This is a genomic window from Arthrobacter sp. Br18, from assembly GCF_000520555.1.
Lineage (GTDB): Bacteria > Actinomycetota > Actinomycetes > Actinomycetales > Micrococcaceae > Arthrobacter_D.
In genome coordinates this window covers 99,607-125,667 of the sequence record NZ_KI914885.1, presented here as the reverse complement: position 1 = coordinate 125,667, position 26,061 = coordinate 99,607, and the positions used below count along the sequence as shown (strand labels likewise).

Here is a 26,061-nt window from a genome sequence, read left to right as displayed (position 1 = left end):
CAGCCGGTTGAGCACCTCGACGAGGTGCTCCGTGACCAGCTGCTCCCTGCCCGCAGCGTCGAGGATGACGATGGCGTCGAGCCCATAGCGCGCGGAGCGCCATTTGTTCTCCTGCACGTGCCAGGGAGGCATGGTGGGAATGGTGCCGCCGTCGTCGAGGATGGTCGAGAATTCATCGACGAGGCACTGGGTGAGGGCCGCCACCGCCCCGACATCCTGCAGGCTGGACAGGCCGTCGCAGACCCGCATCTCCACGGTGCCGAGGTTGCCTACGGGCCGGATGTCCCACCGGATCTCGCTCACGGCATCGATCACCCCGGTGGTGAACATGTCCTGGACGTAGGACTCGTAGGCGGCCCAGTCCGGGAACTGGAACGGCAGCCCTGCCGTGGGAAGCTGCTGGAACATGAGCGCCCGCTGTGATGCGTAACCGGTGTCCTCGCCTCCCCAGAAGGGCGACGACGCCGAGAGCGCCTGGAAGTGCGGAAAGTAGTTGACCAGGCCGTCCACCACCGGCAGCGCCTTGTCGCGGGAGTCCAGCCCCACGTGGACGTGCACACCGTAGATCACCATCTGCCGGCCCCACCACTGGGTGCGGTCGATCAGCTTGAAGTAGCGTTCCTTGTCGGTGACCTGCTGCGAACGCGGGGCGCTGAAGGGGTGCGAGCCGGCGCTGAACAGTTCGACGCCCATCGGATCGGTGACCTCGCGCACCGCGGACAGCGAGCGCGAAAGGTCCTCCTTCGCCTCGGACACCGTGGTGCAGACGCCCGTTACGAGCTCCACGGTGTTGAGCAGCAGTTCCTGCTTGATGTGGGGATGCTCTTCATCGTCCTGGAGTTCGGGATGGTTGGCGCTGACGCCGCGCAACACCTCACCGGCAGCCGATACCAGTTCGCCGCTCTGCCGGTCGACCAGCGCCAGTTCCCATTCGACGCCGAGCGTTGACTGGGCGGACTGCGCGAAATCGATCTTCAAGGGCTGGCTCCTGGTCGTACCGGACTGCGGTGGATGAATGCCTCGCTAGCGCGCCGTCGCGGAAGAGAACTGCCCCAATATTAGTCCGGTCCGCCCGCTCTGCCGGAACACGGGGGACAATGGCGACGTGCCAATACTGAACAAGGACATGACCCTGTGTATCTCACTGGCCGCGCGGCCCAGCAACACCGGCACGCGCTTCCACAACTTCCTGTATGACGAGCTGGGCCTGAACTATATCTACAAGGCCTTCACCACCACGGACCTGCCCGCTGCCATCGGGGGAGTACGGGCCCTGGGAATTCGGGGCTGCGCCATCTCGATGCCCTTCAAGGAGGAGGTGATCGCGCTCGTGGACCGCATGGCTGATTCCGCACGCGCCATCGATTCGGTGAACACGATCGTGAACGACGGCGGAGTCCTCACCGCCCACAACACCGACTACCTTGCGGTCGCACGGCTCCTTGCCTCCCATGAGGTGCCGGAAAGCTCCTCGGTGCTGGTGCGCGGCTCGGGAGGTATGGCGAAGGCCGTTGTCGCAGCACTGCGGGATGCGGGCTTCACTGCCGTCACCGTGGTGGCGCGCAATGAAACGGCAGGAAGGGCGCTCGCTGGGCTGTATGGATTCGGGTGGCAGGCGGACGTCGGCGCCTTGACCGCCGACGTCCTCATCAATGTCACACCGCTGGGCATGGCGGGTACGGACGCCCAGGCGGTGTCCTTCCCGGCCGAGGCCGTCGACGCCGCGGCGGTGGTGTTCGACGTCGTCGCGCTTCCCTCGGAGACACCGCTGATCCGGGCGGCGCGGGCCACCGGGAAACCCGTCATCACCGGAGCGGAGGTGGTGGCGCTGCAGGCGGAGGAGCAGTTCGTCCTCTACACCGGGCGGCGCCCCACGCCGGACCAGGTGCGGGCGGCGGGCGAGTTCTCGCGGCAAAACAGCTGAAGCCGGGCCGCCACCACCTGAAGGCGTGGCACTCCCGCAGGGTTTCCGTGCACGGGTGTGTCAGCTGGTTCTGACCCGCAGTGGCAGCAGTTCGAGTAATTGCTTGTTCTCGGTGAGGTTGAGTACGGAGTAGGAGCACAGCCACATCGCCCGGATGCCGCACTGCAGCGCGCAGGATGCGTGCCGCGAGTACGAAGCGGCTTTGCCCGCCGAAGAACATGCCGCCGTGCTGCTTGAGGAGCAGGTCACGTGCCGCGGTGTCTGCAAGGGTATCCGGATCGATGGCGACGGAGAAGGTGCCAGCCGCGAAAGGCCTGTTGTGTAGCGAATGCAGTGTGGGTCGCCGAATTGTGCCCCTTGCCGCGGGAGCTTCTGCCCGGCGCCTTCCTCAATCTGCTCCCACACGTCATCGATGCGTACCTCGGCAAAATCTCCCTTCCATCGCCGGTTGTCCCCTATGAATGCCGCAGGCTGGAAGGACAGCATGTTGTAGGGCGTCGACAGCACTGACCGCGTCACCCCTGCGACTTCCTTGAGGTTCGACGGCGTCGCTGTCATGTTGTGCGCGAGGTAGGAGCGCACGCCGTGATCCTGCTCGAAATCAGTGAACATGCGGGCGAACTTCAGACGGAAGGAATCCAGCTCCGCTTCGCTGCGCGGCCGCACAGCACCGCGTCGTCCCCGCATCAACGAATCAAAGTGCGCGGCGAAGGTCACACGGTCGAACCGGCGCTCACCCTTGGCGTCCAGGCCCTCGCACCCCACGGTGCTTCGACCGAGCAGTTGGTTGGGGGTCTGACGTGATCGGGCAGTTCAGCCCACCGGGCGTCCATTGCCGCACGCGACTCGGGGTGCACGGGCCGGGTCCGTCGTTCGAGGTCTTGAAAAAAGTCCGTCATCACAATTGCCGCCTCCATCAATGAGTATCTCGGTGTGCTGTGGTGGTCGTGTTCGACGTCGATGAAACCCTGTCCGACATGGGCCCGCTTGCTGACGCGTTCACCCGAGCCGAGGTACCGGTCTCCCGTGCCCGGCTGTGGTTTACGGAAGTACTCCGCGATGGGTTCGCCCTCACGGCCGCATCACGCAACTGATCACACTCAGCAACGGTGCCGCTTCGGTGGCGGAAACCCTCCTGAGCCGGGGCGGCGTCCGCGACCAATTCTCCCGGTTCCTCAGTGTCCAGGACGCTCCCCGGTGGAAACCCGCCCGCGAAGCCGATGACTACGCGGCCCGGGTAACCGGTGAAACTGCTGACCGGCTCCTGCCCGTCGCCGTGCCAGCATGGGATATTCACGGTGCCAACGCCGCCGGCCTGAAAACCGCATGGATCAACCGCGCCGGGGCCTCCTACCCCTCCTCCTTCACCGCACTCGACATCGAAGCCGAAGATCTGGTTGCTCTCGCAGGAAAGCTTGCCGGATCGGACAGGTATGTTATCGGGAGTGCTACCGGCGATATCCTGTGCGGATCTGAAGGTGACCGCCGCGCGCGGAGGCAGGTTGTACGTCGGCGCAGTCGCGTTCGAGGGCTGTCCAGGGGTGTGCGGTGATGTCCGCTCCGCCGAGGCGGCACGCGGCCCGGGCGAGTGGGGTTGCGAGTACGAAGATGCCGGTGGGTTCCTGCATGTCCACCACGGCCATCGATGCGCGCGGAGAGCTCATCCGGATCATGTTGGTCCAGGCGGTTTCCCAGTCCGCCATGATGGACAGGGCGTAGGTGGCCAGCGCTGCCTCCGAATACTCACGCCCCCCTTGGGCGGCGATGCTGGCACGTATCGCCGCAGGTGTGAGCATGGTGGCATCCGCCTCGATAAGGATGACGTTGGCCCATTTTTTGCGAGAGGCTTTCCGGCGGGCCTGGGCCAGCATGTCCGGGCTGCGGTCGATGCCCACGATGATGCCTTCGGATCCGATCCTTTGGTGGAGGCGCCCGAAATTGAGGCCGGTGCCGCAGCCGATGTCCAGGACCTGGTCACCGGGATGAAGGTCCAGGGAATTGATGCCGATCTTCCTGCCGGCGCGATATACGGGCCATTCAGCTGAGAGCAGGTCGTAGGAGGGTGCGCAGCGACGGTATTTTTCGGCGATCAGGATCACGTCCGTATCGGGAGCGGGCCGCGACCAGGTTGGCTGCGGTGCCTACAGCTTATGGTGAGGAGAAATGCGCCAGAACCAAACGACGAGGAGAAGATCCAATGGAAAGCAAGGATGGAATCATCGATCTGCTGGTGGCTGGCGGTGGTACGGCCGGGATCGTGGGAGCGAAGACCTCGGCCCGGCTCGGCGCGGACACGGTCCTGGTCGAATAGTCGCGCACGGGCGGGACCTGCTTGTGGACCGGGTGTGTCCCGTCCAAGACCCTGCTCTCCGCGGTCGGGAGCTCGGCAGCTGGGCGCACCCTCGGTGGCCGAGGAACAGCCTTCGCAGAGGTGCGGGCACGCATCTCTACGGCCATCACTGCCATCGAACCTGACGATTCTCCGGCGGCGCTGGAAGCCGTCGGCGAGTCAGTGATAACCGGCACGGTCCGGTTTACAGCTACCGGTGAAGCCGACGTCGGCGGGAGAACCATCTGTTCCCATCAGGCGCTGATCGCGACCGGCAGCGCACCCCTGGTGCCGCAGATTCCCGGATTGGAGGAGGCTCCGATGGTGACATCGGAAACCGTGAGCGATCTGGAGGAACTCCCGCAACGATCGTGGGACCCCGGGCCGGCGAATCCCTGGCGAAACTGACACTTGCCGTGCACAAGAAGCTCACCACGCGGAACCTCGCCGGTGTCACCTATCCCTACCCCGCCTATAACGACGCCCCGTGGCATGCGGCCATCGCCGATACCCATACAGCGCTCGACTCGCCTCTGGTCCGCACCGCGCTGGCCGGCCTGGTGGGATTCAACCGTTGGCGCAATCGGCGGTCCTGAACCCGACCGGCACTTGACCAGCAGAGGTCGGAAATCAATGGGTCGAGGGCAGGAGTGGTGGAGTGGGAATCACCGCAGCCGCCGGTAACCGGCCACGATCCGGTGCGTGGCGCTGGCCAGGACCAGGAACGCCCACCCCGAGGCGATCTGCCATGCCGCAGCCGGGAACAACAACCAGAGACTGTGGACCAGGACCGTTTCCGCACCCTCCGCCAGGCCGCCGAGGAAGGACAGCGAGCGGCCGTCGTCGATTTGCCGGCCGCTTTTCTCCGCGAGGGAGGAGAAGGCGAGGAACACGCTGCCGTTGATGTAGTAGGCGAAGAGCACCACCAAAAAGGGAAGCCACGGGGCGTCGAACCCTGCGGTGGACCCGATGGCTACCCCGACGACGGTGGCGCCGTAGACCACGAAGTCTGCGGAGATATCCCAGAACCCGCCTTGTCCCGCATCCGCTCCCGCCGTGTTCAATCGCACCCTGCGACGAGCCAGTGGCCCGTCGAGACCGTCCGCGAGCCGGCAGAGCAGCCATGCGGCAAGCGCAGGGACCCACAACTGGCCGGCTGCGAGGCCGGCGCTGGCAAGCCCGAGGGCCAGGTTGAGTCCAGTCAGGCGGTTCGGGGTGATCCACGGTACGTCCAGACCCGCCGCGGCCCGGTCCAGTGCAGGTGAGAGGAGGGGCCGAAGTCGCGTATCAAACATGCGGTTTCTCGCTTTTGCGCCGGGACCGCATGGCGACGATCAGCCCCGCGAGGGTGAGTAGACCGAGGGCTGCCGTGGCCAGTTGGGCCGGCCAGCCGAATTCCAGGCCGAAGGCGCCAAGGGCGAGGAAACTCACGGTCCCCGGGATGATGCCGATCATCGTTCCCAGGAAGTAGGGCCACCAACCCAGGGCGGTGAGTCCGGCGGAGTAATTGATCGCGGTAAACGGCAGCACCGGGACAAGCCTTACCCCGACGATGGCGGGAAACCCGCGCCTGCTGAGGACGGCGTCGACCTTCTCCACACGGGTTCCGGTGAATTTCTCGACGGCGTCGCGGCCCAGTGCCCGTCCCAGCCAGAACGCCGCGGACGCGCCCAACATCGCCGCGCCATAGACGATCAGCAGCCCGGGCAGGAAGCCGAACAGCACCCCGGCGGCGACGGAGAGCACGTTCTTGGGAACGGGAGCGAGGGTGAGGGCGGCGTAACCGGCGACAAAGCCCACGGGACCCCACCGGCCGGCCTGCTCCACCAGTGCGCGTAGCCCCTCCACGTCCGGGATGGGGGCAGTGAGGACCACTACGGTCGCTGCCACGATGATCACCGCCAGCAGCAGGACCCGTCGAAGCGGGGTCAGGATCGGTGCGCGACGGCGCGCATGGTCTTCCTGCATGATCTCCCGCCATCGGCTGCCCGGCCTGGCCCGTTCGGGCGCCGGACTCGCTTCGAGGATACTGGAAACAGCATCCCCGTCAGTCTAAGGACACCCATGCCCCGCCTTCCCGCCCCGGTTTCACCACGCCGTCGGGCTGCCCTGTACACGGCCGCCTCGGCCCTGGCACTGCTGCTTACCTCCTGCTCGGGCGCAACCGTCGGGCAGGTGAAGAGCTTCGAGAGCTTCGATGAGGTTCGGGCGGAGGCAGAAGGCCAGACCGTTGACCTGTGGATGTACGGGGGAGATGAACAGGGCAATGCTTATGTGGACGACGTCCTCGCCCCGGCGGCCAGGGAGCAGGGAGTCATCCTCCGTCGCGTGCCGGTCGCGGACACTCAGGACGCGGTGAACCGTGTGCTCAGTGAGCGTCAGGCAGGGCGCGATGACGGGTCGGTGGACCTGGTCTGGGTCAACGGGGCCAACTTCAGCACGGGACGCCAGGCCGAGGTGTGGCGGTGCGGGTGGACGGACCTGCTACCGAACATGGAGTACACCGATCGGGAGGACCCCCTGATTCTCAGTGACTTCGGGACCCCGGTGGACGGCTGTGAAGCACCCTGGCACAAAGCACAGTTCACCTTCTTCTACGACTCGGAAGCCATCGCCGACCCGCCGACTTCCCTGGCTGGGATCCTCGAATGGGCCACAGCGAACCCGGGCCGCTTCACGTATCCGGCCCCACCGGACTTCACCGGTAGCGTCTTCCTCCGCGAAGTACTGCTCAGCGCCGCGGGAGGCGCCGACCAGGTACCACTCGAATACAGCGAGGAAGCATTCGACGAACATGCCCCCGCCGCGCTTCAGGCGCTGAGCGAGGTGGCGCCGTCGCTCTGGCGCGAAGGCAGCACCTACCCTCGCGACGAACAGGCCCTGAATACCCTTTTCGCCAACGACGAGGTGGACATCGCCATGACCTACGGGCCAGCCACCCTCACCGACCTCGTAGCCGCCGGCGCACTGCCGGAGTCCACCAAGGTCCTCACGCTCGACGAGGGCACGGTGGGAAACGCGAGTTTCCTCGCCATCCCGGCCAACGCCGCCGACGCAGCCGGGGCGATGATCGTCGCCAACATTGCGCTGTCGCCGGAGCAGCAGGCAGCCAAGGCGGACCCCGCGATCTGGGGGCAGTTCGCGGTCCTCGACACAGAGCTTCTCACCCCTGCGCAGCAGGACCAGTTCGAGCTGTTGCCCGAGTCCCCGATCGTCCCGGACTACGCGGAACTCTCCCGCAACGCTCACGGCGAACTCGCCGCGGACTGGGTTCCGGCACTCAGCGAGGCGTGGCGGCAGGACGTCGCCTCCGACCGATGAGCAGAGGTCAGGGACCTACCACCACCGGGCGGGCTGTGCTTTTTGCACTGCCCGCAGTTTTTCCGGTCGTGGCGGTCCTCGGCGTCTCCCTGGCCGCGGCTGTGCTGCAGAGCCTTGGGCTGATGCCGTTTATCGGGCCGCCCAGTTTCAGTGTCGAGGCGTGGACCGGCAACACCGGTGAACTGGTCCGTGCCACCGGCCTTTCCCTCAACATCGCTGCGACGGCTACCGTGCTCTCCGTGTGCATCGGCTTCCTGATCGCCGCGTACGTCCTCGCGTCTCCGCGGATGGGGTGGATCGTGGGTGCCTTGAGTGCCGCAACCATCCCCATCCCCCACCTGATCGGTGCCGGGGCCATCGGGTTGCTGCTCTCTGACAGCGGATTCCTGGAGCGGGTGCTCGGCATGCCAGCAGCATTCCCCGCGTTGGTCGGGGGCCCCTGGTGGATTGCCGCGATCACGGAATACGCCTGGAAGGAATCGGCGTTCGTGGCGCTGGTGGTGCTCGGCAGCATCGCCCGTTCGGTGGGAGACCTGTGCGACGCCGCCGCAACCCTCGGCGCAACTGCGAGGCAGCGCGTCTTCCGGGTGGTGCTGCCGCTGGCCATGCCGTCCCTGGCGGTCTCGGCCCTAATCGTCTTTGTCTATACGCTGGGGTCCTACGAGCCCGTCTGGCTGCTGGGCCCCACCTCGCCGGAACCGCTACCCGTGCGGGCTGTTCGGCTCTTCGGATCAGTGGATTTGACTGCCCGGCCGGAGGCCATGGCCTCAGCCCTGGTATCCGTGGCGGTAGGCGCCGGCGTGATCCTCATCGGGATCCTGGTCGTGCGGCGATCGAGGGAATTCCGGTGATCCCCACACTGCAGCCCGCATCGACATCGATGCGACGATCCCTCCCCGGCGGCACGCCGATGCGGGTGATCGCGGGGCTCCTGCTCGTCCTATGGATCGTGCTGCCAGTGGTTCCGGTGCTCCTGTGGTCCGTTGCCGTCCAGTGGGCGGCACCGGCGGTCCTCCCGCCGTCGTACTCGCTGCAGAGCTTCTCTGCGCTGGCCGCCACCGACACCGTCCGCGCGGCAGGCGCGTCGTCCCTTCTGGGCGTGGGTGTCGCAACGGTGGCAACCCCCCTGGGGTACCTGGGCGCACTCGCGATCCAGCGGCTCCCACGGGTCCCTGCCCGACTGGTGGAGCTCACCCTGCTGGCGCCGCTGGCCATTCCACCGTTTGCACTGGTGATGGGCATCAATGTGGCTTTCCTGCGGTTCTACCTGCTGCCGTCCGTCGGCGTCGTCCTGGTGCTCGCGGTCACGGCCCTGCCGTACACCGCGTTCATGTTCCGCAGTGCCCTGGCGACCTACGATTCCCGGTTCGAGGAGGTTGCTCGGTCCTTGCGCAACCTCGTCGCAAACGGTCCGCCATGTCCGGGCGCCCCTGCTCGCTGGTGCAACCGCCCGGGCATTCTTCCTCGCGTTCCTGGTGGGCTGGGGCGATTACATCGTCACGCTGCTTATCGGCGGGGGGCAGTTGCTGACGCTTCCCATGCTGCTGGGGTCCGCTGCGTCGGCTACCGGGAATGAGCAGCTCACCGCAGCACTGTCCCTGGCGATCATCGTGCCGCCGTTGGTTCTGCTGGCAGCCCTTGCGCTACCCGCCGGCAGGCAGAGGAGGAAGCAGTGAGTTCCAGCCTGGAGTTCATCGGCACGTCGCGTTCGTTCGGGGAAGCGACGGTCCTCCACGAGGTGTCCCTGATCGTTGAGCCTTCCCGCTGCGTGGCCCTGCTCGGGGGGTCAGGGAGCGGGAAATCGACCCTGCTGCGCATCGCCGCCGGACTCGACGACCCCTCGTCCGGCCAGGTGCTGGTGGATGGCGGCGATCTCGACGGCGTTCCGTCGGAGAAACGCGGCATCGCCCTGGTGTTCCAGAAGCCCCTCATCTTCCCGCACCTGAACGTGGTGGACAACGTGGCGTTCTCCGCCAGGATGGCCGGACAGTCACGACAGGCGGCCCGCCGCCATGCCATGGCGTACCTCGAACTGGTGCATCTGGCGGACTTCGCGGGCCGCTCCGCCGGACGCCTCTCCGGTGGGCAGGAACAGCGGGTGGCCTTGGCCCGGGCGCTGGCGCGGAATCCGCGCATCCTCCTGCTGGACGAGCCATTCAGTTCCCTTGATTCACGCCTGCGGGAAAACATGTACTCGCTGGTGGAGGACATCCGGTCCGAACTCGCCCCCACGATCGTCCTGGTGACCCACGACCGCCGGGAAGCCTCGATCCTCGCAGACTCCATCGCTGTCCTGGACGACGGGCGGATCCTGCAGCACGGGCCCGTCGCCCAACTGCACTATCAACCGGCCACCCTTGCGGTCAACCGGATTCTCGGCGGACTCAACGCCATTTCCGGGCAGGTGGACGGCGGAATCCACCACTCCGTGCTCGGCCGGGTCCGTGTGCAACCCGGCATGGTGGATGGACCCGCTTTCCTGGTGATGCGCCAGGAAGCGGTCCGGATCCTCCCGGCGGGGGAGGGGACGGCCGTCGGAAATGTGGCCGGGCTGAAGTCCCTGGGCGCACACACACTGGTTCGCACGGAGGTCGCCGGGAATGATGGGTTGCCGGAGACACTCACTGTCGAAGTTTCTGGCGACCCTGGGGTATCCGTGGGGCAGATGATAGGCCTGCAACCGGTCAACGGCAGCGGATGGGCCGTCATCCGGTAGGGATCAGCTCGTAGGGGCCACGGTCGGGGCTGCGGCGCGGTGCCAGGGAGGTGCGGTAAGGAGGAAGACTGTAGCGGCGATTATCACGCTGGCGGCGAAAATGGTGTCCAGGTGGGTCGACAACGCGGTGCCGTTGTACATGGTGATGCCCACAGCCAGCAGCGATGCTGCCAGAAGGGTAAGTGCGGCCCAGTGCTGGCGGCGTAGTCCCACCAGGACCAGCAGGGCGGGAACCGCGTACCAGATCATGCTCGCCGTTCCCATGGAGTTGATTTGACTGATCACACTGCCGCTGCCGGGTATCGCGGCAACCACCGAACGGAAGAACATCGAAGTGCAGTGCAGGATCAGTCCCAGCACGCCCAGGACCGTCAAGCCAAGATCCAGTGGGGTCAGCCGTCGCGTTACCCGTTGAAGGGGTAGGCCGGGTATCACCAGCCGAAGGACCAGCAAGGTGAATGCGACTCCGGTGAGGTTCAGGACAAACGAGGTGGACATCGTCCCAGCCTAAGGGCACGCCAGCGGCCCGAGTGTGTCCTGAATTGCAGAACTATTCGCCGGTCGCGACCTACCGTCGTTGATATCAGCGGTGGAGTACAGCGACGAGGAAGGCAATCTGATGACTTCAGGACACAAATCGGCACCGGCGACAACACCCTTTTTCGAGGATGGTAAGGCTCTACCGATGTCCGTGCGGGCTGTGGCCGGCATTGTCGGGGGATTGGCCGGTGGGCTTGTCTTCGGAATCCTGATGGCGATGATGGGCATGCTGCCGATGATCGCTTCACTGGTCGGTTCCACTTCCGCCGGCGTTGGGTTCCTGGTTCACATGGTGATCTCGGTCCTGATAGGGCTCGCCCTGACGATACCCGGTGCTGCCCTGTTGCAGGGAAGCGTGATGAAGAGCGCCCTCGTGGGTGCTCTTTACGGGATGTTGTGGTGGGTGTTGGGGCCGCTGCTGATCATGCCGGCGATGATGGGGATGCCCCTGTTCGCCCTTGGCGCGGCCTCCGTCACTTCGTTGGTGGGCCATGTGATCTACGGGTTTATTCTGGGACTGGTCGCAGCGCTGGTCGTCCGACGCCGCCGATGACAGCTACCGGGTTGAACGCCGCATGTTCCACCACGATCCTGTCCGCCGCTACGAGGCCTTCGAGAGTATGGGCACCGCACGAACAGGAGGTCGAGATCTTGGCTGAAACAGGGGATCCCTTTAGCTGCCTGAACGCTGTGGAGCTCTTCGCGGACCTTACCCCTCAGGATATGGCCGCTCTTGACCGGACGTCTCCGCCGCGGCTTTTTCACAGTGGAGAGCTTGTCTTCAGCCAGGCCCAGCCCATCAGCGCCCTGTTTATCCTCAAAGCGGGCAGGATTCGCATTTTCCGGGTCGCTGAGGACGGAAGGACCCTCACGATTGCGATTCTGGAACCAGGCGCCGTGTTCGGCGAGATGCTGCTGGTGGGCCAGCAGATGTATGGCAGCTACGCCGAAGCGATCGAAGACTCGACCGTGTGCCAGCTCAGCGCCGCGGACGTCGAGGAGCATTTCCTCTCCAACCCCAAGGTGGCGGTGAAGATCTCGCGCCTCCTGGGTGAACAGGTCGCCAGGCTCGAGGAACGCCTGACGGACATGGCGTTGCGTCCCCTCTCCGCGCGCACGGCTGCGACCCTGCTCAAACTCGCCGAAGCAGCCCCCCGCAGCAGGTTCACGCAATCCCAGTCAGTGAAACTCACCCACGAGCAACTCGCAGGGCTTCTGGGGGCAACACGCGAAGCAACCAGCAAAACCATGTCGGATTTCGCAGCCCGCAACCTGATCCGGCAGGGCAGGGGCCGCATCATCATCGAAGACTCTCCAGGGCTCCGACGAATCTCCCGCACCACCTTCTGACCCATCTCCGTGCCCGGCCGTGGTCCGTCCACACCCTGATACGGCGGTGCGGATCCACGAGTGGGTTCTCCGATATTTCCCACACCAAAGACCCCGACGAAAGAAGGAACCCGCATGTCGCGCATCACCGTCCACACACCTGATACCGCTCCTGAAAAGAGCCGCAACGAGCTCGGAGCCCTGGGCCAGAAGTTCGGGAAAGTCCTCAATATTCACGGCGCCATGGCCCACTCACCTGTTGTCCTGCAGTCCTATGTGGCACTCCAACAGGCCATCGGCGACCACGGCACCTTCGATACCCGCACCAGGGAAGCCATCGCCCTGGTGGTGGGCAACGTGAACGACTGCACCTACTGCCAGTCCGCTCACACCATGGGAGCCAAAGCCGCCGGCCACAGTGAGGACCAGACGATCTCGATCCGAAAGGGTGACGTCGACTTCGACGCCAAGCTCGCGGCCCTGCTGGAACTGGCACGGCAAACAACAGCGAACAAGGGAGCAGTGGAGGACAGTGCCTGGCAGGCCGGTATCGATGCCGGGTGGACCGACACAGAACTCACGGAGCTCTCCACGCATGTGGCCCTGAACCTGTTCACCAACTACTTCAACCACCTCGTCGAAACCGACCTCGACGTCCCGGCAGCCCCGGGTCTCCTCGACGGGACGATCCTATGAACGACGTATTCGGCGTCTGCGTTTCGTCGCCTTCAGCTGTCAGGACGGCAGGCTTCCACTGGGACTGGGAGTCCCAGGAAGGGTGCTCCAGAAAAAGAGCTCCGCGCCAGCCCAAGGGCCGGCGCGGAGCTTCGGTGATTCAGGGGGAGGCTGGCTACTCGTTGACCGGAATGGACTGCGCCTTCAGGGCATCGATCGTCTTCTGCTGGCCTTCGGTGAGGGCGTCCATCAGGGTGCCCGACCCGCCGATGGCCGTACCGAAGCCGTCGGAGACATCGGTGTAGGTCTGGGTCATGGTCGGTCCCCAGGTGAAGTCCGGATCGACGTTCGCTGAAGCTTCGGCGAAGACGTCGTAGATCGGCTGTCCACCGTAGAACTCGACGCCGCCGGCGAAGGCCTCAAGTTCCGCTGCCGACTCGGCAGCGGGGTAGAGCCCGCCCAGCTCGTTGGCCAGGGCGAGTGCTTCCGGGTCGGTGTTCAGCCAGAGGGCGAATGCCGCCGCTTCGGCCGGGTGTTCGGAGCCCTTGAGGACGGCGGTCGAGGAGCCGCCCCAGTTGCCTGCGGACTGTCCGCCGGCTTCCCACTGCGGCATGGGCGCCACTGCCCACTTGCCGGCCGTGTCGGGAGCGCCGTCCGACAGTGTGGTGGCACCCCAGACTGCCGATACCCACGTCCACTGCTGGCCCTCGTTGAAGGACGCGTTCCACTCATCGGAGAAGGACGGCAGGGTGGAGACGAGGTCCTCCGAAAGGAGGTCCTGCCAGTAGGTGGCCACCTGCTCGGATTCCTCGCCGGTCAGGTTCACGTCCCAGGCTTCGCCGTCGTTGGCGAACCACTGACCGCCCGCCTGCCACACCATGCCGGCGAACCAGTTCACATCAGACCTAGGGAAGTTGGTGATGTACGCGCCCTCCGCCTTGATCTGTTCTGCTGCGGCAGCGTACTCCTCCCACGTGGTGGGCACCTCGATACCGGCCGCCTCGAAGAGGTCGGCACGGTAGTACATGGCCATGGGCCCGCTGTCCTGGGGGACAGCGTAGACGGCGTCGTCCTCGCCGAACGTGACCTGTCCCCAGGTCCAGTCGACGAATTGCTCCTCGGCGTCCGTGACGCCCTCACAGGCGGCGATGTTCTCGAGTCCGTCCTGGACACGGAAGTTCGGCAGGGCGTCGTACTCGATCTGGCCGAGATCCGGCGCATTGCCGGCCTGCAGCTGGTTGAAGAAGTTCTGGTATGTTCCCGAGTTGCCGTTGGGGCCGGTCTGGACGGTGACCTGGACATCGGGGTTGTCCTCGTTCCACAGTTCCACCACCTGGTCCATGCCCGGAACCCAGGTGGTGAAGGTGAGCTCGACCGGGCCCTCGGATGGCTCGCAGGCGCCGCCCTCGGCTCCTGCGTCGGTGCTGCCGCTGTCCCCGCCGGCTGAGCAGCCGGCCAGGGTCAGCGCAGAGATCATGGCAAAGGCCGCAGTGACTTTTCCGTAATGCGCGCGCATTCTCGTTTTCCTATCGGTGGTAGTCCTGCCGGGTGGTAGGCCCGGCAGTGGAGGGGGATTGATGGTGGTAGGAGGGGCAGGAGGCACCCCGGGAGCCGCTACTTGACGCCGCCGGCGCCGAGTCCGCTGCTCCAGAAGCGCTGCAGGCCGAGGAACGCGAGGATCAACGGAAGTATCGAAACCAGCGCGCCGACGATGACGAGCGAGCGGAGTTCCGGTATCTGGCTGATCTGGCTGTTCCAGGCATACAGGCCGAGGGTGACGGGGAAGAGTGCCTGGTCACGGAGCATGATCAGGGGCAGGAAGAAGTTGTTCCAGATCGCCACGAACTGGAAGAGGAAAATGGTGACGAGGGCGGGGGCCATGAGCCTTGTGGAGACGGTGAAGAAGGTGCGGACTTCCCCCGATCCGTCGAGGCGGGCTGCCTCCAGGAGTTCACCCGGCACACTCGCGGCCGCATAGATGCGGGCGAGGTAGACGCCGAACGGGCTGACCAGGCTCGGGAGGAACACGGCCCACATGGTGTTGGTCAGGTTCACCTCGCTGAAGATCAGGAACAGGGGCAGAGCGAGTGCCGTCGCCGGCACCAGGACGCCGCTGAGCACCACGTTGAAGATCGCTTCGCGGCCGCGGAACTCGTACTTGGCCAGCGCATAGCCGCACATTGCCGCGATGATGGTGCCGATCAGGGCTCCCACTCCGGCGTAGATCGCCGAGTTGACGAGCCACCGACCGAACAGTCCGTCGCCGTAGGAGAAGAGGCGCCCGAGGTTGCCGAAGAACGTGGTGAGGGACTCGGCGGTGAACCAGAGAGGGGCGGATCCGGTGATCTGTCCCCCGGTCTTGGTGGAGGACACCAGGAGCCACCAGATCGGAGTCAGGAAGTACAGGGTGAAGACACCCATGATGAGCATCGCAGCGCTTCGGGAAAGCATGCTCTGCCGGGGACCGCGTGAGCGGGTGCCGGCGTCCGAGGTGTCGCCGGTGCTGCGGGGACGCCCGGGGGCGGCTGGGACTGCGGTCACTGGGTAACCTTCCGCTGGGTCGATTTGAGGAAGACGAAGGACAGGGCGAAGGTGGCCAGGGCCAGCACCACCGAGAATGCTGCGGCGAGGTTGTAGTTGGGCACGGACGCCGTGGTGTAGACGGCAAGGTTCGGGGTGAACGTGCTGTTGATGGCCGAGCTGAAACTGCGGAGGGTCTGTGGCTCAGCGAGCAGCTGCAGGGTGCCGATGATCGAGAACACCGCGGTCAGGATGATGGCGGGGATCACGAGCGGAATCTTGATGCGCCACGCGATCTGGATGTTGCTGGCGCCGTCGAGCCGTGCCGCCTCGTAGATCTCAATGGGGATGGCCAGCAGCGAGGAGTAGATGATCAGCATGTTGTAGCCCACGTACACCCAGGTCACGATGTTGGCGATGGCCCACAGCACCAGCTCCGCTGACAAAAAATTGACGTTGGAGGTCACTGCCTCGAACGGCGAGAGCGACGGGGAATACAGGAAACCCCACATGATGGCTGCAATGACTCCGGGAACGGCGTAGGGGGCGAAGAACGCGAGGCGGAAGAACTTCTTGCCCTTGAGCAGCGGTGAATCGAGCAGCAGCGCGAAAAGGAGCGCAAGGCCGAGCATGATCGGAACCTGGACCACGCCGAACAGCAGCACGCGCGCCACCGATCCCCAGAACTCGGTGTTCGAGAAGACCTGCTCGTACTGGGTCAGCCCACCGAATACCTGCCGGGGCGGGCCGAAGGTGCCGTCCCGTTCCACGGTGAGCAGCGACTGCACCACGGCGAAGACGATGGGTATCGCGTAGAACGCGAGGAACAGGACCGCGAAGGGCGCGATGAAGATGGCGACAGCCCGGCGCTGGGCGCCGGACGAACGGTTCTTCCGTGCAACCGCGGGCGCGTTCGGCGCCGCGGGCGGAGTGCTAGTTGCTGACACGGTGTGCATCCTTTCGGTCCCCGACGGGTCCGTCGTTCTTCGGGAAATCGGCGGTCATTGCCGGGGTGCGCACCACACGCACGGCACCGGCGGGAACGACGACGGCGTTGTCGGACGCCTCGGCGGTCATCAGTTCGGTGCCCGCCACGCGATACTTGCGGTCCTCGCTGGAGTGGTTGATGAGGAAGACGTAGGTCCGGCCGTTGCCGCTGCGCACAATGACCTCCAGCCCCTCCTGCACGTCAGGAAGGACGACTCCCGCCTCTGCTGCAGCGGTGGTGAGGAGCCCCTTCAGGGTGGCGGGGTCGAGGACGGTGCCCGTGTACCAGGCGCGGCCCTCGCCGAAGCCGTGGCGGGTGACAGCCGGTCCGCCGGCGAGGTGGCCGCCGTCGTAGGTCAGGACCGCCTCGGCTCCCTCCAGCCGCAGGGCTTCGGACCAGAGGGTCGCCGTGCCGCCGTTGCTCAGGGTCAGCGAATCCCGGGGGTGGAGCGGGAAGAACTCCTCGCTGCGGATGCCCAGCAGGTCGCGGAACGCTCCCGGGTAGCCGCCGGGGCGCACGCGCTCGTTCTCGTCGACGATGCCGCTGAAGAAGGTGACGAGTGCGTGCCCGCCGCCGGCCACGTACGCGGCCAGGGCTGCGGCGTCGGTGTCCCGCACCAGGTAGAGCCCCGGAACTACGACGAGCCTGTAGGCGGTGAGGTCTGCTCCCGGAGCGACGACGTTCACGGTGATTCCCGCGTCCCACAGCGCCCGGTAGGCCGCATGCACCTGGTCGAGGTAGCGCACGTCGGAGGACGGGTGGGATTCCTGGTCATGCGCCCACCAGGCCTCCCAGCTGAACACGAGGGCGACCTCGGCCTGCACCCGGGTTCCCGCGACTTCTGCGAGGCGATGGAGCGAGGATCCCAGCTCGAGGACGTCGCGCCAGTTCTGCGAATCGATGCCCGCATGCGGCAGCATCGCCGAGTGGAACTTCTCACTGCCCTGCAGTGAGGCCCGCCACTGGAAGAAGCACAGGCCGTCGGCGCCGCGTGCCAGGTGCGCCAACGAATTACGCAGCATCTCGCCCGGGATCTTCGCGATGTTCCGGGGCTGCCAGTTGACAGCACCGGTGGAGTGTTCCATCAGGAGCCAGGGCGCGCCCTGCGCCAGGCCGCGGGAGGCATCGGCGGCGAAGGCCAGCTCACTGGTAGGGGAGTCCAGCCGGTGGTCGAGGTAATGGTCGTTGGCGATCAGGTCCATGTGCGGCGCCCAGGACCAGTAGTCCTGGTTCCGGATATGCGCCGACACCATGAAGTTCGTGGTAACGGGAGCGGCACTGAGGCGTCGCAGGATCGCTTCCTCGGCCGTGTAGTGCGCGAGGAGCTCATCGGAGCTGAACCGCTGGTAGTCCAGCGTCTGCGTGGGGTTGGTGGCCGACAGCGTCAGCCGCGGCGGGAGGATCTGATCCCAGGCGGAGTAGCGCTGACTCCAGAACGCCGTGCCCCAGGCGTTGTTCAGCTCATCGAGGGTGCCGTAGCGGGTCCGGAGCCAGGCCCGGAAAGCATCGGCGGACACCTCGCAGTAGCACAGTGCATTGTGGCAGCCGAGTTCGTTCGACACGTGCCAGATCCGCAGGGCGGGGTGGCCGCCGTAGCGCGTCGCGACCTGCTCCACGAGACGCAGGGCATGTTCGCGGTAGACCGGCGAGCTCGGGCACCAGGCCTGGCGTCCGCCGGGCCAGCGGCGTGTACCGTCGGCGGCCTGCGGCAGCACCTCGGGGTGCAGTGTGGTGAGCCAGGCCGGCGTCGAGGACGTGCCGGTGCCGAGGTTCACGCCGATGCCCTGCTCGGCCAGCAGGTCCAGGACGGCGTCGAGCCGGTCGAAGGAGTAGGCGCCGGGTGTGGGTTCGAGCTCGGCCCAGCCGAAGATATTGACGGCCACCAGATTCACGCCGGCTTCCTTCATCAGCCGGACGTCCTCCACCCAGACCTCGGGGTGCCATTGCTCCGGGTTGTAGTCGCACCCGAACACCAATCGACCATCGGCGAGTCCTGCCACGGCGGTACTGCGTGCCACTCGTGCTCCTCAATCCTGGCCTCCGAATCGGGAGGCATGTTTCCTTCGACCAGAAATGAACCGCATCTCTGGGAACGTTCCCAGGACGTGACAGGACTGGCTTCCGTCGTTACCCTGGGAACGTTCCCAGAGTAACGTGGATCACATGGCGCTGTCAACGGACGTGTCGACTCGAGGGTCAGGGTGCTGCGATCGGGGCAATGCGCGCCGCCGTCACCTTCTCGAGATCAGCGGGGCTGAGCTCGATCTCCAGCCCCCGCCGGCCACCGGAAACCAGAACGGTACGGAATTCCAGCGCCGACGCGTCGAGCACCACGGTGCACGCGTGCCGCTGGCCAAGGGGTGATATGCCGCCCAGGACGTACCCTGTCCGGCGCTGGGCAGCGGCCGGGTCTGCCATGGCAGCCCTTTTGGCCCCGAGCGCGGCTGCCAGCGACTTGAGGTCCAGGTGACCGGTGACTGGTACGACCGCGGCTACCATGACGCCGTCGGCCACGGCCATGAGTGTCTTGAAGATCCGCCGGGGGTCCTCGCCGAGTGCTGCTGCCGCCTCGGATCCGAAGGACGCCGCAGTGGGGTCGGGCGTGTAGCTGCGGAGGAGGAAATCGATGCCCGCGGCGGACGCCGCCACTGCGGCGGGAGTGGGTCCCGGCTTTCCTGCCTTCACCACCGGCTCCCCCGGGCAAAGTGGTTGCACCGGACTCGGTCAGGGCTGCAGCTCGAATGGATGGCCATGATCGGAAGTATGCCCCCTGGTGGTGTCCGGCTGCCAGCAGCACCTGCGCCATTCCGACACAGCACACCAGCCCCTCGTCTGTCGACTTCGGTACGCCCCACAGGCATCGGAGGACTCGCTGCTCATTCCGCAGCCGACTCAGCTAGGCTCGATCGTAAGCAGGCTGATTGTTTGCGGCAGGACTGAACATGGTCTTCCGTCAAATGATGAGGGCCCACGGTCAATGAACTTGGAGTGCCTTGCATGGATGGACAAGCCCAGCAGAAGCTCACCTTCGCTGCAGCCGCGCAGGCGGGGCTGCAGCCCGAGGACATCTGGATCCAGTACTTCGCCATGGGAGGATCCCTGGCACAGATCGAGATCGAGGCCTACCTCCGCGGGCTGTTGGACCTGCCGGCCGCGGAACGCGATACGCTCGCCGGCGCCGTCAACGAGATCCTCGAGGATACGTCATCGAGCCTGCGTGTTCCCTACAGTGCGGGGCGCGACCAGCAGGACTCACCGGCCCAGGCGCGCAGGGCACTCGGCGCCGCGGGCGCCTTCCTGCTGTCGGCCGGCGAGGCGGAGGAGGAACGGCTGGATGCCCTCCGGCGAACCGGGCTGCTCGACACGCGGCCCGAGGAAAGGTTCGACAGCATCACCCGCCGGGCGAAGGAACAGTTCGGGGTGAGCTCCTCCACCATCGCCCTGATCGATGACCACCGGCAGTTCCTGAAGTCGGTGGTAGGCCCAGTGGGAAAGGACATGCCCCGGGAAATCTCCTTCTGCAACGTCACCATCCGCAACGCCGGACCCCTCATCGTGAATGATGCCTCGACCGACGAGAGGTTCCGGGAGAATCCGCTGGTGCTGGGGGAGCCCTACATCCGCTTCTACGCCGGTTATCCGCTCAGGGGGCCCAGCGGCTGGACCATCGGAACGCTGTGCCTCATCGACCAGCAGGCGCGCGCTTTCTCACCCGAGGATGAGCAGGTACTGCGGATCCTGGCGGAGATGGCCCAGCGCGAGCTCAATCACCCGTAGATCTGCTGGAGCTCCCATTGAAGGGGCGGCCGAGTGTCCGAGGACACCCTTCGTACCGTCACGCAGCCTCCCGAGCACGATCGACCGGAAGTCGGCGAATCCCGCCGGCACACCGGCCGGCCGTGGTGCTCGGCTAAAGTACAGATATGCCGCCCTCCCGCACCCGCATACGCCGGGCGACCATCAACGACGTCGCAACGGCTGCGGGGCTTTCCCGCGGGACAGTCTCGCGGGTGGTCAACGGCGAGAGGTATGTCTCGCCGGAAGCGAGGACCGCCGTCGAGGACGCCATCGCGCAGGTGGGCTATGTGCGCAACTCAGCGGCCCGCAACCTCGTTCTGCAGGAATCCCGCGCCATCGCGCTGATCATCCATGAGCCGCATTCGCTGCTCTTCGAGGATCCCAACATCGGATCGATCCTGCTCGGGGCCAACGAGGTGCTGTCCACGGCGGACTACCAGCTGGTGTCCTTGATCATCGACTCCGGGCGTGACAGCCGCAGGGTGGCGGAGTATCTCAGCGGTGGACTGGTGGACGGCGCGGTCATCGTGTCGGCCCGGGCCTCCGATCCCATCGCCTCGGCCGTGCGCGACCTCGGTATCCCCGCGGCGTTCGTCGGTCATCCTCCCGGGACGCCGGACCTCCCCTATGTCGCCATCGACAACGCATCGGCCGCCCGGGACATCACCGAACGGCTTGTCGGGACGGGCCGCAAGCGCATCGGCATGATCGCCTGTGCCATGGACCGGGACTCCGGGCAGGACCGCTTCTCCGGTTTCAGAGCGGCCCTCGGGGACCGCTTCGATCCTCACCTCGTGGTGCGGTATCCGCTCTATACCTACGGGTACGGGCTTGAAGGGATGCAGGAACTGCTGCGCCGCTGCCCGGAGATCGACGGCGTCTTCGCCGCCTCGGACGCGGTGGCTGCCGGCGCCATGACGGCGCTCCAGGAGAACGGGCGGAGGGTGCCCGACGATGTCGGAATAGTGGGGTTCGATGACAGCAGCTGGGCGCTCCGATGCAGGCCGCAGCTGTCGACGATCCGGCAGCCGGCGGACCTTCTGGGGAGAACCGCCGCCCAGCTTGTCCTTGCCCAGATTCGGGGGCTTCCAAGTACGGTCCAGGTACTCGAGACCACCGTCGTGTGGCGCGATTCCGCCTAGGAATCGGGCCGGCGCTGCTCCTGCGGGCCGGGAAGCTGGCTCAGCGCACTCCCCTCGAAGGCCGCGAGCAGTTGCGCGACATCCGCGTACACCTCCACGGCACCGGCCTCGCGGAGTTCCGCTGCACTGGTGCCGCCGGACAGCACCGCGATCGTGGGAATGCCCAGCTCGCTCGCTGCGAGCACGTCCCATACCGCATCGCCCACGAAGACCGAGTTCTCGGCGCGGAGCCCGGCGGAGTCGAGCGCCGCGGTCAGGATGTCGGGGGAGGGCTTGCTGTGTTCGGCGTCGGACGACGACGTCGCTCCCGCAATCACATCGTCAGCATCGATGATTTCCCGCATGACCGTGACTTCCTGTGTCGACGAGGACGACGCCAGGACAACAGTCAGCCCGTCGGCGGCGCAGCGCTGCAGCAGTTCGCGCGCACCCTCGAAGCGGCGTATCGATGGCCAGTAGCTCGAGTAGACGGCAGCGTGGGTCGACTCCAGCTCGCCGTCCTCGGACGCGTCCCGGTCGGCTCCGAGCAGGTGCCCGATGAGCTTGTCGCCGCCCATTCCCACCGCCCGGTGGATTCCCGCCATCGGGGCGTCGTGCCCGAACCGGCGGAACGCCTGCCACCACGCGAGGGTGTGCAGGTAGTTGGTGTCGACAAGAGTGCCGTCGACGTCGAAAAGCACGCCGCGTCCGGTGCTGTCAGCCATTCGTCCGCCTTTCTTCTTCCGTCGGGAGTTTGCACCGACTCTACGGATTTTCTGTGGTCGACGCGACGCTTTCGGGAAGCCCGCGCCTATGGTAGGACGGGCTCCACCACGATCGCCACGCGGTCCTCGCCGATGCGCGTCAGCACCAGAGTGGCCTTCTTCTTCCCCTTGCCGGAGCCCATGAGCAGCTGCCTGCGCACTTCCTCCGGGGTGACGGCGGTGCCCCGCTTCTTGATGTCGAGAACGCCGATCCCCTCCGCGCGTACCCAGGCCTTGAGGCTTTTGAGGTGGTAGGGCCGCACCTCGATGACCCGATACGCCCGCGCGAACGGCGTCGGAAGCAGCGTCGGTGCGCAGATATAGGCGATCCTCGGGTCGAGGAGGTGGCCGCCCAGCTCGAGTGCGACGTCGGCGACGAGCGCTGCGCGGATCACGGCGCCGTCGGGCTCGTAGAGGTAGCCCTCCGCCGGCCCGATCGGCGCGTCCGGCCCTCCATCGAAGTCGCCGGCGCTCGTCAGTTCGGCCGCGCCGTGGGCGCTGATGACCAGTGCGGCCCGCCGGACGCCCGGGCGACGCAGTGCATTGAACCAGAGGGACACCTCGGTGACGTCGCCGTCCACCGACACCCACTGGGCTTCGCAGTTGGCCGGCACTGCCTCGTGCGGCATGCCGGGGCCCATCTTGACGCCTACGGCTGTCCCGCCGTCGGCAAGCTTCTCCACGAAGGACAGCGGCGGCGAGAACGCCTCGGGGTCGAAGATGCGGGTGGTGCCCGACGACGACGTGCTGCGGCGTGCGGGGTCCAGCCACACGCCGTCGTACGCTGCAACGTCGACCGATTCGGCATCAGCATTGACCACCGTCGCATTCGACCACGGCAGCAGGTTCATGGTCGCGGCAGCGGCAGTGGTCTCGTCACGCTCGACGGCGGTGACTTTCCGGTCGAGGGTGGCCAGAGCCATGCTGTCGGCACCGAGGCCGCAGCCGAGGTCGGCCACGCGGACCAGAGAGGCGTCCACAAAGCGCTGCGCATGCCGCGCTGCGACCTTCAGCCGCGTGGCCTGCTCAAGCCCTGCCGTGGTGAAGAGCATCCGCTCGGCGAAGGGTCCGAATTTGGCCCGGGCCTTCGCCCGCAGCCGTGATTGGGTGAGGGCGGCGGACACGACGTCGGGGGAGTGGCCGGCGGTTCGCAGCTGCTCACTCAGGCGGAGGCTTTCCGCTTCGGAATAGGGGCCGAGCGAGTTCAGCAGCTCCCATCCTTCGGGCGTCAGGATGGGCGCAAGGTTGTCGGTGGCCATGGCTCCAGCCTAGGCGACCGGAAAGCTCCGGGCCCCTCCCGCACGGCCGAACGGACCGCATTTTTCCGACCGGATCACTCGAGGGAGGATAGAGTGGAGGTCCTGGACCGGCCGGTCGCGCCCGCTTCAGGAGGGTCCAGCAGCGGGCCTCCACCTGCCGGGCCGACGTGCCCGGCTTTTGAAATTATGAGGCAGTCCGTGGCGATCCAGTCATCACTCAATGAGATCGAGGTCGTCTTTGGGCGGGTCAAGGGTCTCCTCCTCACCGCCGAGACCGTTCAACATGCCGTCACCGTTCTTGCCGAAGCCGCAAAAGAGGTGATTCCGGGAGCAATCGGCGCCGGGGTCACCCTGGTGCGGGACGGTCGACGGACGAGCGCCGGCGCCACGGATGCTCTGGTCAGCCAGGCGGACGACATGCAGTACGAGTTGGGGGAAGGTCCGTGCCTGACTGCCTTCGCCACCGGGAAGCCCGTGCGGATCGACGACACGCGTATCGACCCCCGCTGGCGGAAGTGGAACGACGCCGTGTCCCAGGGGCCTGTGCGGTCCTGCATGAGTGTCCCGCTGCTGCGCAGGCAGGAGCGCCTCGGAGCCATGAAAGTGTATTCAGCTGATCCTTCAGCATTCGACGACGCCGCCGAGGCTCTACTTCTCCGTCTCGCCGCTCCCGCGGCGGCCCTTCTGGGCCACGTGCAGACTACCGAAACGCCGCAGCAGATCACCAATGAACTGCTTCTGCACTTCGGACGCGGGATGTGATCGGATTGGCCAAGGGAGTGCTGATGGGGCGTCAAGGTATCACTGAGGAGCAGGCGCAGACGGAAATCCTCGAAAGAGCCAAGCGCGACGGGATTACCGCGGGTGCTGCCGCTCAACAGACGATTGATTCCTTGACCGGTTTGGAATAGTAGGGAGTAGCTCAGATGGGTTCCACTGGGGAGGAAGACGAGCGCCTGTTGCTTGCCGAAGCGTTGAACCAGGCCGGGTACACGGTCGGTGACCTCTGGCTCAAATTTTTCGCCATCGGCGGCAGTGTTGGTGAATATGAAGTGGAGGCCTACCTCAGCGGGCTGATTCTTCTGCCGCCATTGCAGCGGGACCTGCTCGCACATGCAGCCAACGAGCTCATCAATGAGCTCCCGCCACCCCTTCGGGCACCCTACAGTGACGACTCCGAGAACGGGCTGGATGTGGAGGGCAGTAACAGCGGTGGGAGTAGGGAACCCTACGCGGATGACCAGCGGGACGGGACCCGGACAGTGGATATTCAGCGGCCACAGTCGGCAGAGGCCGATCCGGAGCAGGAAGGTCCCGGCGGCCGCTGACGATCCGCCGGTGCGGGCGTCCGGTCCGCTTCCGGTCCGCCGGAGCTCCTCAGCTGAAGTGTGTCGTGACGGTGTCCTGTCCAACAGAGGCAAGGACCGCCGCGGCGACATCGCGAAGCTTGACGTTGCGTGTGTTGGACGCAGCCTTGAGGATGGTCATCGCCGCATCCTGGCTGCACCTGTTCTGTGCCATGATCACCCCTGCCGCAAGATCGATGGCAGTCCGGGATTCCATTGCCGCCCTCAGGTGCTCGCCCGAATCGGTCAGGCGGGCGATACGGATAGCCAGACGCAGGGAGGCCGATGCCTCGCCCGCCAACTCCTGCGCAGCCGCCATTGCAGTGGGATCGAAGGCGGAGGCGTTCGGTGAGTAGATATTCAACGCCGAGCGGGTATCACCTTCGAGTGGAATGGGAACGGCCAAAGCCGAGCGGATGCCATGGCCTGCGATGGCCGGGCCGTACCGGGGGAACCGATCATCTTCCCGAAAGTCCTCGACGTAGTAGATGTGGCCTTCCCGAGCCGCCCGCAGACATGGACCGTCATCGAACCGGTACTGGACCTCGTCCATTTTCCGGGCGTTCTCGCTGCTGCTGGCCACAGTGGTCTTCATCCGCGGCCGCAGGAGCGTCACTGCGCACAGGACCTCGTCCTCGGATCCTGACAGCACCTTGCCCGCAACCTTCACCAGTCCGATCAGGAACTCCTCGACGTCGGCGCTGTCCAGCACCAGGTCCTGCAGCAGCGCGGCGACGTCGGGCTCACCGGCTCCGGAACTATCGACGCCCGACTCGCGCAACTCGGTGGGGCTGTCGGTCATGGGGACCTCCGCTATTGATTCCCTGCCTGCCCTTCGGCGGCGCCGGGTCAACTGATAGAGCCGCCCTCTGCTGAGCGACTTCCTCAACTCTAAGGGAAAGCGGCTTCATCCCACCCCGTTCGGCTGCCCTTCCCGACTTTCTGGCACTCGCCTTGACCGAGTGCTAACGAATGCATAAGGTCGGAGTTGGCACTCTCAGTAGGAGGGTGCCAACCCTGAGGGAAGCGCCAGCCGGCACCGCGACGACGGCCAGCGCCATCCCAACGGCCACATTCCATTAGTAACCAACGCAAAGGAGAGCCCGAGTGTCGGTCTCTATTAAGCCTCTTGAGGATCGTATTGTTGTCCGCCCACTGGAAGCCGAGCAGACCACTGCATCCGGCCTCGTGATCCCGGACACCGCCAAGGAGAAGCCCCAGGAGGGCGAAGTTGTAGCAGTTGGACCGGGTCGCGTCGACGACAACGGCAACCGCGTTCCAGTCGACGTCGCCGAGGGCGACATCGTCATCTACTCCAAGTACGGCGGAACCGAAGTCAAGCACGCCGGCCAGGAGTACCTGGTTCTTTCAGCGCGTGACGTTCTGGCGATCGTCGTTAAATAGTCCATCCGCTCACCCTCGTACTGCTCG

29 protein-coding genes are annotated in these 26,061 nt (G+C 65.8%); 15 read left to right on the top strand and 14 right to left on the bottom strand.

Going from position 1 to position 26,061, the window contains the following annotated elements:
• Positions 1 to 978: glutamate--cysteine ligase (locus Y704_RS21620; protein ID WP_035772895.1), on the bottom strand; the 978-nt coding region annotated here is incomplete at its 3' end.
• A gap of 127 nt (positions 979 to 1,105) precedes the next feature.
• On the opposite strand from Y704_RS21620, the gene Y704_RS0114595 reads away from it, so the two are divergent.
• Positions 1,106 to 1,924: a shikimate 5-dehydrogenase gene (locus Y704_RS0114595; RefSeq protein WP_026550662.1), complete on the top strand. Its 819-nt coding sequence runs from the start codon at positions 1,106 to 1,108 to the stop codon at positions 1,922 to 1,924.
• Between the two features lie 60 nt (positions 1,925 to 1,984).
• Here the strand turns inward: Y704_RS0114595 and Y704_RS0114590 are convergent, their stop codons facing one another.
• Together Y704_RS0114590 and Y704_RS0114580 are read right to left on the bottom strand one after the other, a co-directional pair.
• A complete protein-coding gene (locus tag Y704_RS0114590; protein ID WP_162149417.1) occupies positions 1,985 to 2,611 on the bottom strand; it encodes a hypothetical protein in 627 nt (208 codons plus the stop codon).
• A gap of 761 nt (positions 2,612 to 3,372) precedes the next feature.
• A complete protein-coding gene (locus tag Y704_RS0114580) occupies positions 3,373 to 4,023 on the bottom strand; it encodes a class I SAM-dependent methyltransferase (protein ID WP_216698990.1) in 651 nt (216 codons plus the stop codon).
• Positions 4,024 to 4,121: 98 nt separating this feature from the next.
• Here Y704_RS0114580 and Y704_RS24890 point away from each other — a divergent pair, with 98 nt between their 5' ends.
• Together Y704_RS24890 and Y704_RS0114565 are read left to right on the top strand one after the other, a co-directional pair.
• Positions 4,122 to 4,235 carry an FAD-dependent oxidoreductase gene (locus tag Y704_RS24890; protein ID WP_216698989.1) on the top strand — a complete coding sequence of 38 codons (114 nt, stop codon included), beginning with the start codon at positions 4,122 to 4,124 and terminating at the stop codon, positions 4,233 to 4,235.
• Between the two features lie 389 nt (positions 4,236 to 4,624).
• A complete protein-coding gene (locus tag Y704_RS0114565; protein ID WP_026550658.1) occupies positions 4,625 to 4,849 on the top strand; it encodes a hypothetical protein in 225 nt (74 codons plus the stop codon).
• A gap of 69 nt (positions 4,850 to 4,918) precedes the next feature.
• Here Y704_RS0114565 and Y704_RS0114560 read toward each other — a convergent pair whose 3' ends face one another.
• The gene (locus Y704_RS0114560; protein ID WP_026550657.1) at positions 4,919 to 5,548 is read right to left on the bottom strand and encodes a CDP-alcohol phosphatidyltransferase family protein; all 630 of its coding nucleotides are present in this window, start codon (positions 5,546 to 5,548) and stop codon (positions 4,919 to 4,921) included.
• A complete protein-coding gene (locus Y704_RS0114555) occupies positions 5,541 to 6,221 on the bottom strand; it encodes a TVP38/TMEM64 family protein (RefSeq protein WP_026550656.1) in 681 nt (226 codons plus the stop codon). The genes Y704_RS0114560 and Y704_RS0114555 overlap by 8 nt, the downstream gene beginning before the upstream one ends.
• 96 nt (positions 6,222 to 6,317) lie before the next feature.
• Between Y704_RS0114555 and Y704_RS0114550 the strand changes: the two genes are divergently transcribed.
• From Y704_RS0114550 to Y704_RS21595, 4 genes are all read left to right on the top strand, one after another.
• Positions 6,318 to 7,574, top strand: a complete 1,257-nt coding sequence (locus Y704_RS0114550; protein WP_026550655.1) for an ABC transporter substrate-binding protein — start codon at positions 6,318 to 6,320, stop codon at positions 7,572 to 7,574.
• Entirely contained in the window at positions 7,571 to 8,425 is an 855-nt protein-coding gene (locus Y704_RS21605; RefSeq protein ID WP_081747679.1) for an ABC transporter permease subunit, read from the top strand. The genes Y704_RS0114550 and Y704_RS21605 overlap by 4 nt, the downstream gene beginning before the upstream one ends.
• Positions 8,422 to 9,150: an ABC transporter permease gene (locus Y704_RS21600; RefSeq protein WP_051477137.1), complete on the top strand. Its 729-nt coding sequence runs from the start codon at positions 8,422 to 8,424 to the stop codon at positions 9,148 to 9,150. The genes Y704_RS21605 and Y704_RS21600 overlap by 4 nt, the downstream gene beginning before the upstream one ends.
• Before the next feature lie 96 nt (positions 9,151 to 9,246).
• Positions 9,247 to 10,290 (top strand): ABC transporter ATP-binding protein, encoded by a 1,044-nt coding sequence (locus Y704_RS21595; RefSeq protein WP_051477134.1) that lies wholly within the window; start codon positions 9,247 to 9,249, stop codon positions 10,288 to 10,290.
• A 3-nt stretch (positions 10,291 to 10,293) separates the two neighbouring features.
• Here the strand turns inward: Y704_RS21595 and Y704_RS0114530 are convergent, their stop codons facing one another.
• The gene (locus Y704_RS0114530) at positions 10,294 to 10,788 is read right to left on the bottom strand and encodes a hypothetical protein (RefSeq protein WP_026550654.1); all 495 of its coding nucleotides are present in this window, start codon (positions 10,786 to 10,788) and stop codon (positions 10,294 to 10,296) included.
• Positions 10,789 to 10,975: 187 nt separating this feature from the next.
• Between Y704_RS0114530 and Y704_RS0114525 the strand changes: the two genes are divergently transcribed.
• From Y704_RS0114525 to Y704_RS0114515, 3 genes are all read left to right on the top strand, one after another.
• Positions 10,976 to 11,383, top strand: coding sequence for a hypothetical protein (locus Y704_RS0114525; RefSeq protein ID WP_035772891.1), 408 nt, complete (start codon positions 10,976 to 10,978; stop codon positions 11,381 to 11,383).
• 170 nt (positions 11,384 to 11,553) lie between these two features.
• Complete coding sequence (locus tag Y704_RS0114520; RefSeq protein ID WP_253904358.1) at positions 11,554 to 12,180, top strand: Crp/Fnr family transcriptional regulator; 627 nt, start codon at positions 11,554 to 11,556, stop codon at positions 12,178 to 12,180.
• A gap of 114 nt (positions 12,181 to 12,294) precedes the next feature.
• Positions 12,295 to 12,855 (top strand): carboxymuconolactone decarboxylase family protein, encoded by a 561-nt coding sequence (locus Y704_RS0114515; protein ID WP_026550651.1) that lies wholly within the window; start codon positions 12,295 to 12,297, stop codon positions 12,853 to 12,855.
• 154 nt (positions 12,856 to 13,009) lie between these two features.
• Here Y704_RS0114515 and Y704_RS0114510 read toward each other — a convergent pair whose 3' ends face one another.
• The 5 genes from Y704_RS0114510 to ybaK all read right to left on the bottom strand — a co-directional run bounded on the left by Y704_RS0114510 (position 13,010) and on the right by ybaK (position 19,027).
• Complete coding sequence (locus Y704_RS0114510; protein ID WP_026550650.1) at positions 13,010 to 14,350, bottom strand: ABC transporter substrate-binding protein; 1,341 nt, start codon at positions 14,348 to 14,350, stop codon at positions 13,010 to 13,012.
• Positions 14,351 to 14,448: 98 nt separating this feature from the next.
• A complete protein-coding gene (locus tag Y704_RS0114505; protein ID WP_035772933.1) occupies positions 14,449 to 15,285 on the bottom strand; it encodes a carbohydrate ABC transporter permease in 837 nt (278 codons plus the stop codon).
• An 86-nt stretch (positions 15,286 to 15,371) separates the two neighbouring features.
• Positions 15,372 to 16,310 carry a carbohydrate ABC transporter permease gene (locus Y704_RS0114500; protein ID WP_026550648.1) on the bottom strand — a complete coding sequence of 313 codons (939 nt, stop codon included), beginning with the start codon at positions 16,308 to 16,310 and terminating at the stop codon, positions 15,372 to 15,374.
• Entirely contained in the window at positions 16,288 to 18,360 is a 2,073-nt protein-coding gene (locus Y704_RS0114495; RefSeq protein WP_051477132.1) for a beta-galactosidase, read from the bottom strand. Before Y704_RS0114495 ends, Y704_RS0114500 begins: the two co-directional genes overlap by 23 nt.
• 178 nt (positions 18,361 to 18,538) lie before the next feature.
• Entirely contained in the window at positions 18,539 to 19,027 is a 489-nt protein-coding gene (gene ybaK / locus Y704_RS0114490; protein ID WP_253904357.1) for a Cys-tRNA(Pro) deacylase, read from the bottom strand.
• A 312-nt stretch (positions 19,028 to 19,339) separates the two neighbouring features.
• On the opposite strand from ybaK, the gene Y704_RS22895 reads away from it, so the two are divergent.
• A complete protein-coding gene (locus Y704_RS22895) occupies positions 19,340 to 20,119 on the top strand; it encodes a GAF domain-containing protein (protein ID WP_051477130.1) in 780 nt (259 codons plus the stop codon).
• A 146-nt stretch (positions 20,120 to 20,265) separates the two neighbouring features.
• Positions 20,266 to 21,282 carry a LacI family DNA-binding transcriptional regulator gene (locus tag Y704_RS0114480; protein ID WP_026550645.1) on the top strand — a complete coding sequence of 339 codons (1,017 nt, stop codon included), beginning with the start codon at positions 20,266 to 20,268 and terminating at the stop codon, positions 21,280 to 21,282.
• Here Y704_RS0114480 and Y704_RS21585 read toward each other — a convergent pair.
• Both Y704_RS21585 and Y704_RS0114470 read right to left on the bottom strand, forming a co-directional pair.
• Positions 21,279 to 21,986: an HAD family hydrolase gene (locus Y704_RS21585; RefSeq protein ID WP_035772887.1), complete on the bottom strand. Its 708-nt coding sequence runs from the start codon at positions 21,984 to 21,986 to the stop codon at positions 21,279 to 21,281. The genes Y704_RS0114480 and Y704_RS21585 overlap by 4 nt on opposite strands.
• Positions 21,987 to 22,072: 86 nt before the next feature.
• Complete coding sequence (locus Y704_RS0114470) at positions 22,073 to 23,284, bottom strand: THUMP-like domain-containing protein (RefSeq protein WP_026550644.1); 1,212 nt, start codon at positions 23,282 to 23,284, stop codon at positions 22,073 to 22,075.
• 198 nt (positions 23,285 to 23,482) lie between these two features.
• On the opposite strand from Y704_RS0114470, the gene Y704_RS21580 reads away from it, so the two are divergent.
• On the top strand, positions 23,483 to 24,046 hold the full coding sequence (locus Y704_RS21580; protein ID WP_162149416.1) for a GAF domain-containing protein: 564 nt from the start codon (positions 23,483 to 23,485) through the stop codon (positions 24,044 to 24,046).
• A gap of 164 nt (positions 24,047 to 24,210) precedes the next feature.
• The gene (locus Y704_RS25355; protein WP_253904356.1) at positions 24,211 to 24,612 is read left to right on the top strand and encodes a hypothetical protein; all 402 of its coding nucleotides are present in this window, start codon (positions 24,211 to 24,213) and stop codon (positions 24,610 to 24,612) included.
• Between the two features lie 49 nt (positions 24,613 to 24,661).
• Here the strand turns inward: Y704_RS25355 and Y704_RS21570 are convergent, their stop codons facing one another.
• Positions 24,662 to 25,432, bottom strand: a complete 771-nt coding sequence (locus Y704_RS21570; RefSeq protein ID WP_051477127.1) for a GAF and ANTAR domain-containing protein — start codon at positions 25,430 to 25,432, stop codon at positions 24,662 to 24,664.
• Positions 25,433 to 25,737: 305 nt separating this feature from the next.
• Here Y704_RS21570 and groES point away from each other — a divergent pair, with 305 nt between their 5' ends.
• A complete protein-coding gene (gene groES, locus Y704_RS0114450) occupies positions 25,738 to 26,034 on the top strand; it encodes a co-chaperone GroES (protein WP_026531894.1) in 297 nt (98 codons plus the stop codon).
• The last annotated feature ends 27 nt before the right edge of the window (positions 26,035 to 26,061 follow it).

What these genes read in the sequence shown, in the direction of transcription:
- Y704_RS21605 (WP_081747679.1), top strand. Translation starts at nt 7,571, where the DNA reads ATGAGCAGAGGTCAGGGACCTACCACCACCGGGCGGGCTGTGCTTTTT.
- Y704_RS0114520 (WP_253904358.1), top strand. Translation starts at nt 11,554, where the DNA reads ATGGCCGCTCTTGACCGGACGTCTCCGCCGCGGCTTTTTCACAGTGGA.
- Y704_RS0114560 (WP_026550657.1), bottom strand. Translation starts at nt 5,548, where the DNA reads ATGTTTGATACGCGACTTCGGCCCCTCCTCTCACCTGCACTGGACCGG.
- Y704_RS0114525 (WP_035772891.1), top strand. Translation starts at nt 10,976, where the DNA reads ATGTCCGTGCGGGCTGTGGCCGGCATTGTCGGGGGATTGGCCGGTGGG.
- Y704_RS0114590 (WP_162149417.1), bottom strand. Translation starts at nt 2,611, where the DNA reads ATGCGGGGACGACGCGGTGCTGTGCGGCCGCGCAGCGAAGCGGAGCTG.
- Y704_RS0114515 (WP_026550651.1), top strand. Translation starts at nt 12,295, where the DNA reads ATGTCGCGCATCACCGTCCACACACCTGATACCGCTCCTGAAAAGAGC.
- Y704_RS0114530 (WP_026550654.1), bottom strand. Translation starts at nt 10,788, where the DNA reads ATGTCCACCTCGTTTGTCCTGAACCTCACCGGAGTCGCATTCACCTTG.
- Y704_RS24890 (WP_216698989.1), top strand. Translation starts at nt 4,122, where the DNA reads ATGGAAAGCAAGGATGGAATCATCGATCTGCTGGTGGCTGGCGGTGGT.
- Y704_RS0114470 (WP_026550644.1), bottom strand. Translation starts at nt 23,284, where the DNA reads ATGGCCACCGACAACCTTGCGCCCATCCTGACGCCCGAAGGATGGGAG.
- Y704_RS0114550 (WP_026550655.1), top strand. Translation starts at nt 6,318, where the DNA reads ATGCCCCGCCTTCCCGCCCCGGTTTCACCACGCCGTCGGGCTGCCCTG.
- Y704_RS0114500 (WP_026550648.1), bottom strand. Translation starts at nt 16,310, where the DNA reads ATGCACACCGTGTCAGCAACTAGCACTCCGCCCGCGGCGCCGAACGCG.
- Y704_RS0114505 (WP_035772933.1), bottom strand. Translation starts at nt 15,285, where the DNA reads ATGCTTTCCCGAAGCGCTGCGATGCTCATCATGGGTGTCTTCACCCTG.
- Y704_RS0114480 (WP_026550645.1), top strand. Translation starts at nt 20,266, where the DNA reads ATGCCGCCCTCCCGCACCCGCATACGCCGGGCGACCATCAACGACGTC.
- Y704_RS25355 (WP_253904356.1), top strand. Translation starts at nt 24,211, where the DNA reads ATGGGTTCCACTGGGGAGGAAGACGAGCGCCTGTTGCTTGCCGAAGCG.
- Y704_RS22895 (WP_051477130.1), top strand. Translation starts at nt 19,340, where the DNA reads ATGGATGGACAAGCCCAGCAGAAGCTCACCTTCGCTGCAGCCGCGCAG.
- Y704_RS0114510 (WP_026550650.1), bottom strand. Translation starts at nt 14,350, where the DNA reads ATGCGCGCGCATTACGGAAAAGTCACTGCGGCCTTTGCCATGATCTCT.
- Y704_RS21585 (WP_035772887.1), bottom strand. Translation starts at nt 21,986, where the DNA reads ATGGCTGACAGCACCGGACGCGGCGTGCTTTTCGACGTCGACGGCACT.
- Y704_RS21570 (WP_051477127.1), bottom strand. Translation starts at nt 25,432, where the DNA reads ATGACCGACAGCCCCACCGAGTTGCGCGAGTCGGGCGTCGATAGTTCC.
- Y704_RS0114555 (WP_026550656.1), bottom strand. Translation starts at nt 6,221, where the DNA reads ATGCAGGAAGACCATGCGCGCCGTCGCGCACCGATCCTGACCCCGCTT.